This window comes from Alloyangia mangrovi, assembly GCF_002300555.2.
In the GTDB taxonomy this organism is placed as follows: Bacteria; Pseudomonadota; Alphaproteobacteria; order Rhodobacterales; family Rhodobacteraceae; genus Salipiger; species Salipiger mangrovi.
Window position 1 is genome coordinate 18,728 of sequence record NZ_NTHN02000044.1, and the last position, 15,465, is coordinate 34,192.

At 65.3% G+C, this 15,465-nt stretch carries 16 protein-coding genes and 3 pseudogenes; 10 read left to right on the forward strand and 9 right to left on the reverse strand.

All coding sequences use genetic code 11. The features are described from left to right. Positions 1 to 12: 12 nt before the first annotated feature. Genes CLG85_RS19845 through plsY form a run of 3 tightly spaced genes read left to right on the forward strand, consistent with a single transcriptional unit; the run spans position 13 to position 2,513 of the window. The gene (locus CLG85_RS19845; RefSeq protein WP_260349902.1) at positions 13 to 561 is read left to right on the forward strand and encodes an aspartate carbamoyltransferase catalytic subunit; all 549 of its coding nucleotides are present in this window, start codon (positions 13 to 15) and stop codon (positions 559 to 561) included. Positions 562 to 610: 49 nt separating this feature from the next. Continuing rightward, entirely contained in the window at positions 611 to 1,900 is a 1,290-nt protein-coding gene (gene pyrC / locus CLG85_RS19850) for a dihydroorotase (RefSeq protein WP_095884510.1), read from the forward strand. A 1-nt stretch (position 1,901) separates the two neighbouring features. Beyond that, positions 1,902 to 2,513, forward strand: coding sequence for a glycerol-3-phosphate 1-O-acyltransferase PlsY (gene plsY / locus CLG85_RS19855; RefSeq protein WP_224847881.1), 612 nt, complete (start codon positions 1,902 to 1,904; stop codon positions 2,511 to 2,513). 47 nt (positions 2,514 to 2,560) lie between these two features. On the opposite strand, the gene CLG85_RS19860 is transcribed toward plsY, so the two are convergent. Then, a complete protein-coding gene (locus CLG85_RS19860) occupies positions 2,561 to 3,160 on the reverse strand; it encodes a 2-hydroxychromene-2-carboxylate isomerase (protein WP_095880798.1) in 600 nt (199 codons plus the stop codon). Positions 3,161 to 3,263: 103 nt separating this feature from the next. Here CLG85_RS19860 and CLG85_RS19865 point away from each other — a divergent pair, with 103 nt between their 5' ends. From CLG85_RS19865 to CLG85_RS19875, 3 genes are all read left to right on the forward strand, one after another. Then, the gene (locus CLG85_RS19865) at positions 3,264 to 4,274 is read left to right on the forward strand and encodes a ribose-phosphate pyrophosphokinase (protein WP_095880797.1); all 1,011 of its coding nucleotides are present in this window, start codon (positions 3,264 to 3,266) and stop codon (positions 4,272 to 4,274) included. Beyond that, positions 4,274 to 4,732, forward strand: coding sequence for a GNAT family N-acetyltransferase (locus tag CLG85_RS19870; protein WP_176476469.1), 459 nt, complete (start codon positions 4,274 to 4,276; stop codon positions 4,730 to 4,732). The genes CLG85_RS19865 and CLG85_RS19870 overlap by 1 nt, the downstream gene beginning before the upstream one ends. Positions 4,733 to 4,853: 121 nt before the next feature. Beyond that, a complete protein-coding gene (locus tag CLG85_RS19875) occupies positions 4,854 to 5,069 on the forward strand; it encodes a DUF1127 domain-containing protein (RefSeq protein WP_095880796.1) in 216 nt (71 codons plus the stop codon). 33 nt (positions 5,070 to 5,102) lie between these two features. Here CLG85_RS19875 and CLG85_RS19880 read toward each other — a convergent pair whose 3' ends face one another. From CLG85_RS19880 to CLG85_RS19915, 8 genes and pseudogenes are all read right to left on the reverse strand, one after another. Continuing rightward, the gene (locus CLG85_RS19880) at positions 5,103 to 5,372 is read right to left on the reverse strand and encodes an H-type lectin domain-containing protein (RefSeq protein WP_311735013.1); all 270 of its coding nucleotides are present in this window, start codon (positions 5,370 to 5,372) and stop codon (positions 5,103 to 5,105) included. A gap of 173 nt (positions 5,373 to 5,545) precedes the next feature. Then, the gene (locus tag CLG85_RS19885; protein ID WP_235865293.1) at positions 5,546 to 5,923 is read right to left on the reverse strand and encodes a VOC family protein; all 378 of its coding nucleotides are present in this window, start codon (positions 5,921 to 5,923) and stop codon (positions 5,546 to 5,548) included. A 142-nt stretch (positions 5,924 to 6,065) separates the two neighbouring features. Next, a complete protein-coding gene (locus CLG85_RS19890) occupies positions 6,066 to 6,509 on the reverse strand; it encodes a F0F1 ATP synthase subunit epsilon (protein WP_095880795.1) in 444 nt (147 codons plus the stop codon). 44 nt (positions 6,510 to 6,553) lie between these two features. After that, complete coding sequence (gene atpD / locus CLG85_RS19895) at positions 6,554 to 7,978, reverse strand: F0F1 ATP synthase subunit beta (RefSeq protein WP_095880794.1); 1,425 nt, start codon at positions 7,976 to 7,978, stop codon at positions 6,554 to 6,556. A gap of 16 nt (positions 7,979 to 7,994) precedes the next feature. Continuing rightward, positions 7,995 to 8,873 (reverse strand): F0F1 ATP synthase subunit gamma, encoded by an 879-nt coding sequence (locus tag CLG85_RS19900; protein ID WP_095880793.1) that lies wholly within the window; start codon positions 8,871 to 8,873, stop codon positions 7,995 to 7,997. A gap of 21 nt (positions 8,874 to 8,894) precedes the next feature. Further along, complete coding sequence (gene atpA / locus CLG85_RS19905) at positions 8,895 to 10,433, reverse strand: F0F1 ATP synthase subunit alpha (RefSeq protein WP_095880792.1); 1,539 nt, start codon at positions 10,431 to 10,433, stop codon at positions 8,895 to 8,897. Beyond that, a complete protein-coding gene (locus CLG85_RS19910; RefSeq protein WP_095880791.1) occupies positions 10,434 to 11,000 on the reverse strand; it encodes a F0F1 ATP synthase subunit delta in 567 nt (188 codons plus the stop codon). Positions 11,001 to 11,375: 375 nt separating this feature from the next. Beyond that, positions 11,376 to 12,127: pseudogene (locus CLG85_RS19915) on the reverse strand (methyltransferase domain-containing protein). Between the two features lie 74 nt (positions 12,128 to 12,201). On the opposite strand from CLG85_RS19915, the gene gloB reads away from it, so the two are divergent. The 4 genes and pseudogenes from gloB (at position 12,202) to CLG85_RS27835 (ending at position 15,445) form a co-directional block, all read left to right on the forward strand. Further along, positions 12,202 to 12,963 carry a hydroxyacylglutathione hydrolase gene (gene gloB / locus CLG85_RS19920; RefSeq protein WP_095880789.1) on the forward strand — a complete coding sequence of 254 codons (762 nt, stop codon included), beginning with the start codon at positions 12,202 to 12,204 and terminating at the stop codon, positions 12,961 to 12,963. 111 nt (positions 12,964 to 13,074) lie between these two features. Continuing rightward, positions 13,075 to 13,443, forward strand: a pseudogene (locus tag CLG85_RS28100) (Clp protease N-terminal domain-containing protein); the annotation flags it as partial. A gap of 399 nt (positions 13,444 to 13,842) precedes the next feature. Next, positions 13,843 to 14,400: pseudogene (locus CLG85_RS27830) on the forward strand (AAA family ATPase); the annotation flags it as partial. Positions 14,401 to 14,473: 73 nt separating this feature from the next. After that, complete coding sequence (locus CLG85_RS27835) at positions 14,474 to 15,445, forward strand: AAA family ATPase (protein WP_375796941.1); 972 nt, start codon at positions 14,474 to 14,476, stop codon at positions 15,443 to 15,445. The last annotated feature ends 20 nt before the right edge of the window (positions 15,446 to 15,465 follow it).

The following is a 15,465-nucleotide window of genomic DNA, read 5'->3' on the forward strand; positions in this document are numbered from 1 at the left end:
TCGGGGCGCGGCATGACCAGGATGCACATCAACGGCTCGGTGGATGGCGAGGTTCGCCTCTTCCACCTCGACCTGCCGGCGGAAGCGGTCGAGCGCTTCACCACACAGGCCGGCACCGGGGAGTTCCCGATGCAATACGCGCTTGGCGCGCGCAAGCTCCGGCCTTCGCGGATAGACGTGGTCTCGATCCGAGATCTGGGGGAGATGTCGCTCTCGTCCTATCTCGCCGAGGCCTACCAGGTCGGCGGCGAGGACTTCCGCCAGATGAAGCCACGGATCGACGCGCTGAAGGGCCACGTGGTGGTCCTCCCGAGCCCGGCTTTCGATCACACCTCGCAGGACCTGACCATCTCGGCCCCGCTGCGCTGGATCGGCACCTTCAAGGAAGCCGAGGGCGCGAGCCCGCGCGGCGGCAAGCTGCGCAGTGCCGGTGCCCGGGGCAGCATGGATCGCCCCGCCCCCGGCGGCACCGAGCCGCGCAACCGCGCGCTGACCTTCGCCCTTCTCGGGCTCGGCATTCTGGTGGTGCTGGTGCTCGCCATCGTCTTCAGGGCCGCCTGATGCGCCCGCCCGCCGCCCTGACCCTGACCCCGCCCTCCGGAGGCATCGAATGAAAGACACGCTGCTCTACAACGCCCGGCTGATCGACCCCGAGGCCGGGACCGTCACGGAAGGCGCGCTTCTGCTCTCGGGCGGCCGGATCAAAGCCGTGGTCACCTCGGCCGACGAGATCGCGACGCTTGCCGGTCAGACAGACGCGCAGGACCTGAACGGTGCGCATGTGGCGCCGGGCATCGTCGATCTCGGCGTCAAGGTGGGCGAGCCGGGCGAGCGCCACAAGGAAAGCTTCAAGACCGCCGGCATGGCCGCCGCCGCCGGGGGCGTGACCACCATGGTCACCCGCCCCGACACCTCGCCGGCCATCGACACGCCCGAGGTGCTGGAGTTCATCCGCCGCCGTGCCAATGAAACCGCGCCGGTGAACGTTCTGCCCATGGCCGCGCTGACCAAGGGCCGGGAGGGGCGCGAGATGACCGAGCTCGGCTTCCTGCTCGACGCCGGCGCCGTGGCCTTCACCGATTGCGACCGCGTGGTGAGCGACACCAAGGTGCTGTCCCGCGCGATGGGCTACGCCCGCTCGCTCGGCGCGCTGGTCATGAGCCACCCGCAGGAGCCGATCCTGTCGAAGGGCGCCGCCGCCAGCTCGGGCAAGTTCGCCTCGCTGCGCGGCCTTCCGGCGGTCTCGCCGATGGCCGAGCGCATGGGGCTCGACCGCGACATCGCGCTCGTCGAGATGACCGGGGTGCGCTACCACGCCGACCAGATCACCACCGCCCGTGCCCTGCCGGCGCTTGAGCGGGCGAAGAACAACGGCTTCGATGTGACCGCGGGCATCTCCATGCACCACCTGACGCTGAACGAGATGGACGTGGCCGACTACCGCACGTTCTTCAAGGTCAAGCCGCCGCTCCGCTCCGAGGACGACCGGCAGGCGGTGCTGGAAGCGCTGCGCACCGGGCTCATCGACGTCATTGGCTCGTTCCACACGCCGCAGGACGAGGAATCGAAGCGCCTGCCCTTCGAAGAGGCCGCTTCGGGCGCGGTGGGTCTCGAGACCATGCTGCCGGTGCTGCTGCGCCTTTACCACGCGGGCGAGGTCGATCTGCCGGTGCTGTTCCGCGGGTTGTCGCTGAACCCCGCCAAACGGCTCGGCCTCGACTGCGGCCGCCTGAGCGCGGGCGCGCCCGCCGACCTTGTGATCTTCGACGCCGACAAGCCTTTCGTCCTCGATCGCTTCAAGCTGCAGTCGAAATCCAAGAACACCCCCTTCGACGGGGCACGGCTGCAGGGCAAGGTTCTGCAGACCCTCGTCGCCGGCACCCCGGTCTGGAGCGCCTGAAATGCTGCCCGAGATCACCTCTTCGGTCCCCGTTCTGATCCTCTGGGCAGTTCTGGGCTACCTGCTCGGCTCGATCCCCTTCGGCCTGTTGCTGACCCGGGCGATGAACCTCGGCGATCTGCGCAGCATAGGCTCGGGAAACATCGGCGCGACCAACGTGCTGCGCACCGGCAACAAGGCGGCGGCGGCGGGCACGCTGATCCTCGACGGCGGCAAGGGCGCGGTGGCGGTGCTGCTGGCGCGCTGGCTGGCGGGCGAAGACGCCGCGCAACTCGCCGGACTCGCGGCCTTCCTCGGCCATTGCTTCCCGGTCTGGCTCAAGTTCAAGGGCGGCAAGGGCGTGGCGACCTTCATCGGCCTCATCCTCGCGCTGCACTGGCCCGTCGGGTTGATCACCTGCGCCACCTGGCTCGCTGGCGCGGCGATGTCGCGAATTTCCTCGATGGGCGCGCTGATCGCGGCGCTGCTCTCGACCGTCTGGATGGTGCTTTTCGGGCAGATCGAAATGACCGCGCTGACGCTGGTCCTGACGGTGCTGATCTTCTGGCGCCATCGCGAGAACATCGACCGCATCCGCAAGGGCACCGAGTCGAAGATCGGCCAGAAGGGCTGATCGCCAGCACGGCTGGCGCGGCCCGGCTTTGAGCCGGGCCGCCTCTTTCAGAGCTTTCCGCTCAGATGCAGGTCCAGGTCCTCGAGCCGGTCCTGCCCCCAGAACTTCTCCCCTTCCGCGGTGATCCAGAACGGAGAGCCGAAGACCCCGGCCCCCACGGCCTCTTCAAGGTTGGCGGCATAGGTCTCGGCGCCGACCAGAAGCCCGCTGTCGGCCAGCGACGCGTCGAAACCGTTCTCCTCCAGCGCCGCCTTGATCACCGCATCCTCGGCGATGTCCTTTTCCTCGGCCCAGCAGTTCCGCAGCAGCGTCTGGATCAGCCCGCCGACGTTCCCGCCCCCGGCCTTCGCCGCCGCGATGATCGCATAGGACGAAGGGGCGGCATTGGTCGGCCAGAACATCGGCTTGAGGTTCAGCGGCAGCCCGGCCTTCTTCGCCTGCCGCGGCAGGTCCACGTTGCGGTAATCGATCCGCGAGGGATGGCGCTGGCCCAGCGGCGCGCCACCGGTGCGCGGAAAGAGCGCCATGATGTCGAAGGGCTTGTAGACCACCTCGGCGCCATGCTTCGCCGCGACCTCTGCGAACCGCGGCCCAGCGAGGTAGGCAAAGGGCGACAACATTGAAAAATAGTACTGGATTTGTGCCATGGGGTCACATGCCCTTCCGTGTATCTTTGCCCCACGCTAACTGCGTGTTAAGGCGACCGCAACGTCACGAATCTGTCATTCCGTAACGCCGGAGCCTCCTCAAATGCCCACCGTCATCGAACCCAAGCTCATCGCGGGTAATGCCAACAAGCCGCTGGCGAACGCCATCGCCCGCCGCATGTCGCTCTATCGCGGAGGCGCGGTCGGGCTCGTCGATGCCCGCGTCGAGCGGTTCAACGACCAGGAGATCTTCGTCGAGGTCTACGAGAACGTCCGCGGCGAGGACATGTACATCCTCCAGCCGACCTCGAACCCGGCGAACGACAACCTGATGGAGCTGCTGATCATGGCCGACGCGCTCCGCCGCTCCTCGGCTGCGCGCATCACCGCCGTGATCCCCTACTTCGGCTATGCCCGCCAGGACCGCCGTACCAAGGCGCGCACCCCGATCACCGCCAAGCTGGTCGCCAACATGATCCACGAGGCAGGCGTCGAGCGGGTGCTGACCATGGACCTGCACGCCGCGCAGATCCAAGGCTTCTTCGACATTCCGGTCGACAACCTCTACGCCTCGCCGATCTTCGCGCTCGACATCCAGCACCAGTTCAAGGACTCGCTGCAGGACGTCATGGTGATCTCGCCGGACGTCGGCGGCGTGGCCCGGGCCCGCGAGCTGGCCAAGCGGATCAACGCACCGCTCGCCATCGTCGACAAACGCCGCGAGAAGCCGGGCGAGATCGCCGAGATGACCGTGATCGGTGATGTCACCGGCAAGAAGTGCATCATCGTCGACGACATCTGCGACACCGCCGGCACGCTGTGCAAGGCCGCCGAGGTGCTGATGGACCACGGAGCCACCGAGGTGCATGCCTATATCACCCACGGCGTGCTCTCCGGTCCTGCCGTCGAGCGCGTCACCAAGTCGGTGATGAAGTCTCTGGTGATCACCGACTCGATCGCCGCCACCGATGCCGTGGCCGGGGCGCCCAACATCCGCATCCTGCCGACCGCGCCGATCTTCGCACAGGCGATCCTGAACATCTGGAACGGCACCTCGGTGTCGTCGCTGTTCGAGACCGAGGTGCTCGGCCCGATCTACGAAGGCATCCTCTGATGACCTCGCGCCCGCCACTGATCCGGCGGGCGCGCCCCACCGACCTCGGCCAGATCGAAGCCATCGTCGAGTCGGCTTATTCCCCCTACATCCCGCGCATCGGGAAGAAGCCCGGCCCGATGCTCGACGATTACGCCACGCTCATCGCCGCGGCGCGCGTCCACGTGGCAGAGCTCGATGGCGCCATCGCGGCGCTGCTGGTGCTGCTGCCGCAGGAGGACGCGATGCTGCTCGACAACATCGCCGTCTCGCCGCATGCGCAGGGCCTCGGGATTGGCCGGGCACTTATGGACTTCGCCGAGGCAGAGGCCCGCGCCGCGGGCCATGACCGAATCCGCCTCTACACCCATGTCCTGATGACCGAGAATCTCGCGCTCTACCCCCGGCTCGGCTACCTAGAGACCGGGCGGGTGTCTGAAAAGGGATTCGACCGGGTCTATTTCGAGAAGCCTATCTGAGCCCCGCAGAACGTTTTTTTTCCCGACATGCAGAGTCTGCATTGCGGGGTTCTCCTCACGTGACTTGTGAGTCCGCCCTGGAATCCCGATGTGAGCGCCATCACGATATCAGGAGGCCACCATGGCAACGACCGACATTCACAGTCTTCCGACCAAAACCGGCGACAACAGCGTCAGCCGAATGTTCGCCCGCTTCAAGCTCGCTCGTTCGCGCCGCGCCGAATACCACCGCGTCGTCAATGAACTCGAAGCCTTCAGCGACCGCGAACTGGCCGACATCGGCTTTCACCGCGCCAACATCCGCGACATCGCTTGGCAGGCTGCCTACGGCCGCTGACCGCGGCCTAGGCTCCGAAAGACCCGCGGCAGGCTAGTCGATGAGCCAGTCATCGTCGCCCCGCACCTCTCCAACAGCGATCCAAGACAGACGCACGCGCGCCACGCGCGTGTCGGACCATGTGCGGAACACCATGTCGAACCCGGCTTCCGAGACATTCTCGGCCCCGAGGTCGGCACGGATGTTCCCGCCATTGTCGATATCCCACAGCGACAGCGCGACCTGAACGTTCGGCGGGCTGGCGAAGTGCTCGGAAAAGGCGACCCAGCGCCGCCGCTCGCGATCACCCGAGCCGGTCCACATGTCGCCGCCGCTCTCGAATTCCGAAAAAAAGATCCTCGTTGCCCTGATCGATGCCCACCCAGGCGCCGCGCAATTTCCGCATCTGGTCCTTCCCCATCTCGTGCCGCGCAGTCTTGAGCAACACGCGCCCGAAGGAAACGGAAAATTTCCCATGGAGCGCAGGATGTTGCCGGTCAGTTGTCCGGCGTGCAGACGCGAATGCGGTGTCCATCGGGATCACGGGCCACAAAGGTCCGACCGAAGACCGCGTCCAACGGGGCCTGCTCGATCGTGACCCCCATGGCGCGCCAGAGCTCGTGCAGGAGCTCGACCTCGGCATCGTCCGGGACCATGAAGGCCAGTTCGGATCTGTGGCCGCTGCCGCCCGAGACGAAGTCCTTCGCCCCTTCCGACCAGAGCCCCAGAGACAGGCCGTTTCCGAAGGCGAAGGCCGCGTAGGTCGGAAAGACCGCCTCGGGCCGGATGCCGAGCAACCGCTCGTAGAAAGCCGCGCTGACGACAGGATCGGCGACGTAGAAAAGGACGAGGTTGGGTGTCATGTTGGGTGTCATGGGGGGCTCCTGGGCTTGTCTGCGCCCTGCCATAGCCGCTGCCCCTGTCAGGAACTGGCAGCAGGGCAGCAGGGCCCCCTCCTCCGCCGCAAAGCAAAAGGCCCCGCATTCGCGGGGCCTTTGCATGTCTCGAACGCCAGGCTCAGTAGTTGAGGTTGGCCGCTTTCGGGTCGAGCCCGATGTGCGTGCCCACCGCCACCATGTCCTGAAGCAGCTTGGCTGCCTCGTCCACGGGGCCCGGCTCGTTCTCGGGAGCAGCTTCCTTCGCGGCCTTGTAGGCCATGACAGCTTCTTCCACGAGCGCGTCGTAGGTCGCCTGGTCCATGTCGCCATGCGGCACGGCCTTTTCGGCCAGCACGCTGACCGACTGACCGATCTCGGCAAAGCCGCCGGTGACGACGAACTCTTGTGTGCCGGTCTCGGTCTCGACCTTGAGGATGCCCGGACGCAGCGTGGTGATCATCGGCGCATGGTTGGGCATGGCCGTCAGATCGCCCTCGGTGCCCGGAATCTGCACTGCCTTGACGGCAGCCGACATCAGGTTGCGCTCGGGGCTCACCAGGTCGAATTGCATCGTTTCAGCCATTTGGGCCTCCGGTTATTGGGGGGGCGCGAGGCCCCCCTCTGGTCTCAGGCTGCGTCAGCCGCCATTTTCTCGGCCTTCGCGAGCACCTCGTCGATGCCGCCGACCATGTAGAAGGCGCCTTCCGGCAGGTGGTCGTACTCACCGTTCACCACGGCCTTGAAGGACGAGATGGTGTCCTCGAGCGGAACCTGCACACCGTCGGAGCCGGTGAACACCTTCGCCACGTCGAACGGCTGCGAAAGGAAACGCTGGATCTTCCGGGCGCGGGCCACGGTCAGCTTGTCCTCTTCCGACAGTTCGTCCATGCCGAGGATCGCGATGATGTCCTGCAGCGACTTGTAGCGCTGGAGGATCCCCTGCACGGCGAAGGCCACGTCGTAGTGTTCCTGGCCGACAACGGCCGGGTCCATCAGACGCGACGAGCTGTCGAGCGGGTCAACGGCGGGGTAGATGCCGAGTTCCGAGATGGCACGGTTGAGAACCGTCGTCGCGTCGAGGTGCGCGAAGGTGGTTGCCGGTGCCGGGTCGGTAAGGTCGTCCGCGGGAACGTAGACGGCCTGGATCGAGGTGATCGAGCCGTTCTTGGTCGAGGTGATGCGTTCCTGCATCGCGCCCATGTCGGTTGCCAGCGTCGGCTGGTAGCCCACAGCGGAGGGGATACGGCCGAGAAGTGCGGACACCTCGGAGCCTGCCTGCGTGAAGCGGAAGATGTTATCGACGAAGAACAGAACGTCGGTGCCGGACTGGTCACGGAACTGCTCGGCCAGGGTCAGGCCGGTCAGGGCGACGCGCGCACGGGCTCCCGGCGGTTCGTTCATCTGACCGTAGACCAGCGCCACTTGCGACTCCGACAGGTTGTCGGGCTTGATGACGTTGGATTCGATCATCTCGTGGTAAAGGTCGTTGCCCTCACGGGTCCGTTCGCCAACACCGGCGAACACGGAGTAGCCCGAGTGCACCTTTGCGATGTTGTTGATCAGTTCCATGATGAGAACGGTCTTGCCCACGCCGGCGCCGCCGAACAGGCCGATCTTGCCGCCCTTGGAGTAGGGCGCCAGCAGGTCGATGACCTTGATGCCGGTGACCAGGATTTCCGACTCGGTCGACTGTTCGTCGAACTGCGGAGCCGGCTGGTGGATGGCGCGGGTTTCTTCCGCGATGACCGGGCCCTTTTCGTCGACGGGCTCGCCGACGACGTTCAGGATACGGCCGAGGGTCGCGTTGCCGACCGGCACCGAGATCGGGCCGCCGGTGTCTTCCACGGCCTGGCCGCGGACGAGACCTTCGGTTGCGTCCATCGCGATGGTGCGAACGGTGTTCTCACCCAGGTGCTGGGCGACTTCAAGAACCAGTTTCTTGCCGTCGTTTTCGGTGGTCAGCGCGTTCAGAATCTCGGGCAGGTGGTCGTCGAACTTCACGTCGACCACGGCGCCGATGACCTGGGTCACTTTGCCTTTTGCGTTTGCCATTTATCGTCTCCGGTTCTTAGAGCGCCTCGGCGCCCGAGATGATTTCGATCAGTTCGTTGGTGATGACCGCCTGACGCGAGCGGTTGTACTCAATCGTCAGCTTGTCGATCATCTCGCCCGCGTTGCGCGTGGCGTTGTCCATGGCGCTCATCCGAGCCCCCTGTTCCGAAGCCGCGTTCTCCAGCAGAGCCGAGAAGATCTGGGTTGCGACACCACGGGGCAGAAGATCGGCAAGGATGGCTTCCTCACCGGGCTCGTATTCGTAGAGCGTGGACCCGCCAGCATCTCCCTCGGGCGCGTCGAACTGCGCCGGGATCACCTGCTGCGCCGTCGGAACCTGAGAGATCACCGACTGGAACTTCGAATAGAAGATGGTCGCCACGTCGAATTCCTCGTTGTCGAAACGAACGAGGATGTCCTTCGCGATGTTCTGAGCGTCGGCATAGCCGATCTTCTTCACATCGCTCAGGTCGACGTGACCGACGAACAGATCGCCGTAGTCACGCTTGAGCTGCTCACGGCCCTTCTTGCCGACGGTGAGGATCTTCACCGTCTTACCAGCGGCCTTGAGCGTTTCGATATGAGTCCGCGCCTTCTTCACGATGGAGCTGTTGAAGCCCCCGCAAAGGCCGCGCTCGGCGGTCATGACGACGAGCAACTGCACGTCGTCCTTCCCGGTGCCCGAGAGCAGTTTCGGCGCAGTCGCGCTACCGCCCACCGACGCGGCCAGACCACCGAGCAGCGCGTTGAAGCGCTCGGTGTAAGGCCGCGACATCTCGGCCGCATCCTGTGCCCGCCGCAGTTTTGCGGCGGCCACCATTTGCATGGCCTTGGTGATCTTCCGGGTCGATTTGACCGAGGAGATGCGGTTTTTGAGGTCCTTGAGGCTAGGCATAATCCTGTCCTTTCAGGGCGCTCAGGCGTAGGTCGCGGCGAATTCGTCGAGCACTGCCTTCAGCTTGTCCGCGGGTTCACCCTTGATCTTCGGATCTTCGCTTTCGATCCACTCGAGGATGTCCTTGCGCTGGCCGCGCAGGAACGCGAGCAGGGCAGCTTCGTACTTGCCGACTTCCTTGACCGGAACGTTGTCCAGATAGCCGTTGGTGCCTGCGAAGATGATGCAGACGATCTCGGCGTTGGTCAGCGGCGAGTACTGCGGCTGCTTCATCAGCTCGGTCAGGCGCGCGCCGCGGTTCAGCAGCTTCTGGGTCGAGGCATCGAGGTCCGAACCGAACTGGGCGAAGGCCGCCATCTCGCGGTACTGCGCGAGCGACAGTTTCACCGGGCCGGCAACCGAGGACATCGCCTTGGTCTGAGCGGACGAACCCACGCGCGACACCGACAGACCGGTGTTCACGGCCGGGCGGATGCCCTGGAAGAACAGTTCGGTCTCGAGGAAGATCTGGCCGTCGGTGATCGAGATCACGTTGGTCGGGATGAAGGCCGACACGTCGCCGCCCTGGGTCTCGATGATCGGCAGCGCGGTCAGCGAGCCGGAGCCGTGATCCTCGTTCAGCTTTGCCGAACGCTCGAGCAGGCGCGAGTGGAGGTAGAACACGTCGCCCGGGTAGGCTTCACGGCCCGGCGGACGGCGCAGCAGCAGCGACATCTGGCGGTAGGACACAGCCTGCTTGGACAGGTCATCATAGATGATGAGAGCGTGCTTGCCGTTGTCGCGGAAGTACTCGGCCATCGCGGTCGCGGTGTAGGGCGCGAGGTACTGCATCGGAGCCGGGTCGGACGCGGTTGCGGCCACGACGATCGAGTAGTCGATCGCGCCGGTTGCTTCGAGGCGCTTCACCAACTGCGCAACGGTCGAGCGCTTCTGGCCGACGGCCACGTAGACGCAGTACAGCTTCTTGCTGTCGTCATCGCCGGCGGCGTCGTTGTACGACTTCTGGTTCAGGATGGTGTCGAGCGCGATCGCGGTCTTGCCGGTCTGGCGGTCGCCGATGATCAGTTCGCGCTGGCCACGGCCGATCGGGATCATTGCGTCGACCGACTTGAGGCCGGTTGCCATCGGCTCGTGAACCGACTTACGCGGGATGATGCCCGGTGCCTTCACGTCTGCGATGCGACGCTCGGAGGCCGCGATCGGGCCCTTGCCGTCGAGCGGGTTGCCGAGGCCGTCGACCACGCGGCCGAGCAGCGCTTCGCCCGCGGGCACGTCCACGATCGAGTTGGTGCGCTTGACGACGTCGCCTTCCTTGATGTCCCGGTCGGAACCGAAGATCACCACACCGACGTTGTCCGATTCCAGGTTCAGCGCCATACCCATGATGCCGCCCGGGAATTCGACCATCTCGCCCGCTTTAACGCTGTCGAGACCGTGGACACGCGCGATACCGTCACCGACGGAGAGCACGCGGCCAACTTCTGCAACTTCGGCCTCCTGACCGAAGTTCTTGATCTGCTCCTTTAGGATCGCAGAAATCTCGGCTGCTTGGATACCCATTTATCCGACCTCTTTCATTGCATTCTGGAGGGAGTTGAGCTTCGAACGGATCGACGTGTCGACCATCTTCGAGCCCACCTTAACAACGAGACCGCCGATGAGGCTCTCATCCACGGTCGATTTGATCTTCACGTCCGAGCCGATCTGCGACTTGAGGGTCGCGGCAAGCTCGGAGGCCTGAGCCGGGGTCAGCTCGATGGCGGAGGTCACCTCGGCGGTCACCTCGCCCTTCTCTGCCGCGATCATCTCGCGCAGGTGAGCGATCAACTGCGGCAGCGCGAAGAGACGACGCTTGGAGGCCATCAGGCCCAGCGTGTTCGTCAGCACGGGCGCGAGGCCCATCTTCGCGGCGACAGCCATGATGGCCTTGCCCTGCGCTTCGCGGGTGTAGACCGGCGAAGAGATCAGATCCTTCAGCTCGGCGCTCTCGTCGAGTGCGGCGGACAGATCGTCGATACCGCTCTCGAGCTTGTCGAGCGCCTTTTCCTCTTTGGCGATCCCAAAGACCGCCGTGGCATAGCGCGCCGCGATGCCGCTGGAGATCGAAGCTGGTTCAGACACGTCCACCCTTCCGATATGAGGCCCCCGCGACGCACGGAAATGATCCGGCGTCCGGAGGCGTTGTCCCTGCCCTGATGCCCTCAGGGCGTCGAAATCGCCGTCGATCTATCAGAGCCATGGGGACCTCGCAACATGCTAACGGCCATTTAACCATCTGCGGAGCGTGGGTTTTCCGGCTTCTGATCGGTGCCGCGCGGCACTGCGGCAGACAGTGCTATGGAATGTCTCGCTTTTTCGTGAGCAGCGGAAATAATGCGTCACGAGGGCGCAGGTTTTGATCACGCGTCACGCTAGCGCAAACGTATCAACCGGGTCACAATCTTAGGGAGATATGCACGGTTGAGCGCGCCTGCGCGAATCTTTTTTCGCCGCAAACCGCCCTCAGACCGGTTTCGGCTCCTTGCTGGGAACCGGGCTCAGGACCTCCAGCGGGTTGGGCACGCGGACCTTCTCGCCGATGCCCTTGCGCTGCGGCGGGTAACGCTTCGAGGCGCGCACCATGAGCACCCCCCCCGGCCATCACCGCCGGCACCGTGCGGCCGATCCGCTCCCAGACCGGGGCGGTCTTCATCCAGAACCGCCGCGTCGAGGGCGGCTGGTAGAGCACCGAGGCGTTGGAGACGCGAAGGAAGTCATGCGCCCGGAGTTGCGTGTCGAGCTGGCTGAGCGAATAGGGGCGGCCCTGCCCGAAAGGCGTGGTCTCCGAGCGCGCCCAGAGGCCCGAGCGGTTGGGCACGATGAAGAGCACCTCTCCCCCCCGGCCCCAGTGTACGGTAGCACTCGTCGAGCAGCGCGGTGACGTTGGTGCAGGTCTCGAGCCCATGCATGACCACCAGCCGGTCGAGATGCCCGGTCTCCACCGGCCACAGCATCTCCTCGGCCAGCACGGAAACATTGGGCATCCCCGCGGGCCAGCGCATGACCCCCTGCGGCGCGGGCATCAGCGCCATGACCCGACGCGCCTGCGCAAGGTAGGGCCGCAGCACAGGCACCGCGAAACCGTAGCCCGCCACGTTGAGCCCCTGCGCCTCGGGCCAGAATCGCAGCACCTGGTCGCGCAGGGCGCCACGCGCCGCGCGGCCAAGCGCGCTGCGATAGTAGAAGTCGCGAAGCGCCTGCACGTCCGGATGCATTGCGGGCCGTCGTCCCTTGCGTCACTCTGGGTCTCTCTCGCGAGTCACTCTGTCAAAGCCTTGAAGGAAAAGCCATGCCCCTCGAGATCGTCACCGTCCCCTGCCTGAGCGACAACTACGCCTACCTGGTGAAGGGACCCGAGGGCGTGATCCTGGTGGATGCCCCAGAGGCGGCGCCGATCGAGGCGGCGCTCGACGCGCGCAGCTGGACGCTGGACGCGATTCTCATCACCCACCACCACCACGACCACGTCGGGGGAATCGCGGCGCTGCGCGCCCGCTACGGCTGCACCGTCATCGGTCCGCGCGCCGAGGCAGCGAAGATCGAGGGTCTCGACCAACTGGTCGGCGGCGGCGACGAGTTCTCAATCGCGGGCGTCGGCGTGCATGTCATCGACGTGCCCGGCCACACACTGGGCCACATCGCCTTCTACATGCCGCAGGCGCAGGCCGCCTTCACCGCCGACAGCCTCATGGCACTGGGCTGCGGGCGACTGTTCGAGGGCGATGCCGAGATGATGTGGGCCTCGATGCAGCGGCTGATGGCGCTCCCGGCGGACACGATCATTTGCTCGGGCCACGAATACACTTCCGCCAACGCCAGATTTGCGCTTACTATTGAACCAGAGAACGCCGAGCTTAAATCTCGGAGTGACGCCATCGCCAAAGCCCGGACAGAGGGGCGAGCTACCGCCTCCTGCGCGCTGTCCGAGGAACTGGCCACCAACCCTTTCCTGCGACCGGACTCCCCCGAGATCCGCGAGCGGCTCGGCTTGACCGAGGCGACGGACGCCGTTGTCTTTGCAGAAATCCGCGCCAGGAAAGACCGCTTCTAGGCCGCCGCTTTTCACGCCACGTTGCACTCCCCGAGGCAAATGTGAGCGCCGCAAGCCTAGAAAACACTTGAAGGATGGTCCTGATCGACCAAACTTTAACGATAAGAGGCAATGTTGGGCCCAGTGCCCGACGCAGACAGGAAGGAGCACGCCGTGCCTTCATTCTCGAACTCTCTTGAGCAGGCAATTCACTCGGCCCTGGCGCTGGCGAACTCCCGCAGCCACGAATTTGCAACTCTCGAGCACCTTCTCCTGGCCCTCATCGACGAACCCGACGCCGCCCGCGTGATGAAAGCCTGCTCGGTCGACACCGAGGAACTGCGCACCACGCTCGTCGAATTCATCGACGAAGACCTCTCCAACCTCGTCACCGACGTCGAGGGGTCCGAGGCCGTGCCGACGGCCGCCTTCCAGCGTGTGATCCAGCGCGCCGCAATCCACGTCCAGAGCTCCGGCCGCACCGAGGTGACCGGAGCCAACGTGCTTGTCGCGATCTTTGCCGAGCGCGAGAGCAACGCCGCCTATTTCCTGCAAGAGCAGGACATGACCCGTTACGACGCAGTCAACTTCATCGCTCACGGCGTGGCGAAGAACCCCGCCTACGGCGAGAGCCGCCCGGTCACCGGCGCGCAGGAGTCGGAGGAAGAGACGAAAAACGAGAGCGCACAGGCCTCCGACAACAAGGAGTCGGCACTGGCCAAGTACTGCGTGGATCTCAACGCCAAGTCCCGCAAGGGCGACGTGGACCCGCTGATCGGCCGCGAGCACGAAGTCGAGCGCTGCATCCAGGTGCTCTGCCGCCGCCGCAAGAACAATCCGCTGCTGGTGGGTGACCCCGGCGTCGGCAAGACCGCCATCGCCGAAGGCCTGGCGCGCAAGATCGTCAGCGGCGACACCCCCGAGGTGCTCTCGAACACCACCATCTACTCGCTCGACATGGGCGCGTTGCTGGCCGGGACCCGCTACCGCGGCGACTTCGAGGAGCGGCTCAAGGCCGTGGTGACCGAGCTCGAGGAACACCCCGACGCGGTGCTCTTCATCGACGAGATCCACACGGTGATCGGCGCGGGCGCGACCTCCGGGGGCGCCATGGATGCCTCGAACCTCCTGAAGCCCGCGCTTCAGGGCGGCAAGCTGCGCACCATGGGCTCCACCACCTACAAGGAGTTCCGCCAGCACTTCGAGAAGGACCGCGCGCTCAGCCGCAGGTTCCAGAAGATCGACGTGAGCGAGCCCTCGGTCGAGGACGCGGTGAAGATCCTCAAGGGCCTCAAGCCCTATTTCGAGGAGCACCACTCGGTCAAATACACCCAGGATGCGATCCGCACCGCGGTCGAGCTGTCGGCCCGATACATCAATGATCGCAAGCTGCCCGACAAGGCCATCGACGTGATCGACGAGGCCGGCGCCGCGCAGCACCTGGTGGCCGAGAGCAAGCGCCGCAAGACCATCGGCACCAAGGAGATCGAGGATGTGGTCGCGAAGATCGCCCGCATCCCCCCCGAAGAACGTGTCGAAGAACGACGCCGAGGTGCTCAAGGACCTCGAGGCGACGCTCAAACGCGTGGTCTTCGGCCAGGACAATGCCATCGAGGCACTGTCCTCGGCGATCAAGCTGGCGCGCGCCGGCCTGCGCGAGCCCGAGAAGCCGATCGGCAACTACCTCTTTGCCGGGCCCACGGGCGTCGGCAAGACCGAGGTGGCCAAGCAGCTCGCGTCGAGCCTCGGCGTGGAACTGCTGCGCTTCGACATGTCCGAGTACATGGAGAAGCACGCGGTCAGCCGGCTGATCGGCGCGCCTCCGGGCTATGTCGGCTTCGATCAGGGTGGCCAGCTCACCGACGGCGTGGACCAGCACCCGCACTGCGTGCTCCTGCTCGACGAGATCGAGAAGGCGCACCCGGATGTCTACAACATCCTGCTGCAGGTGATGGACCACGGCGCGCTGACCGACCACAACGGCCGGACCGTGGACTTCCGCAACGTGATCCTCATCATGACCTCCAACGCCGGTGCGGCGGAGCAGGCCAAGGCAGCCATCGGCTTCAACCGCGACCGCCGCGAGGGCGAGGACACCGCCGCCATCGAGCGGACCTTCACGCCGGAATTCCGCAACCGCCTGGACGCGGTGATCAGCTTCCAGCCGCTGCCGAAAGAGGTCATCCTCTCGGTGGTCGAAAAGTTCGTGCTGCAGCTCGAGGCGCAGCTCATGGATCGCAACGTGTCGATCGAGCTCACCAAGCCGGCGGCCGAATGGCTGGCTGACAAGGGCTACGACGACAAGATGGGCGCCCGCCCGCTGGGCCGCGTGATCCAGGAGAACATCAAGAAGCCGCTGGCCGAGGAACTGCTCTTCGGCAAGCTGGTCAAGGGCGGCCTGGTCAAGGTCACGGTCAAGGACGACAAGCTCGTGCTGAAGACCGAAGGCCCCGACAAGCTGCGTCTGTCTTCGCGCAAGCCGCCGCTGCTGACCGCCGACTAAAGTCACGGCCTCACATCAAA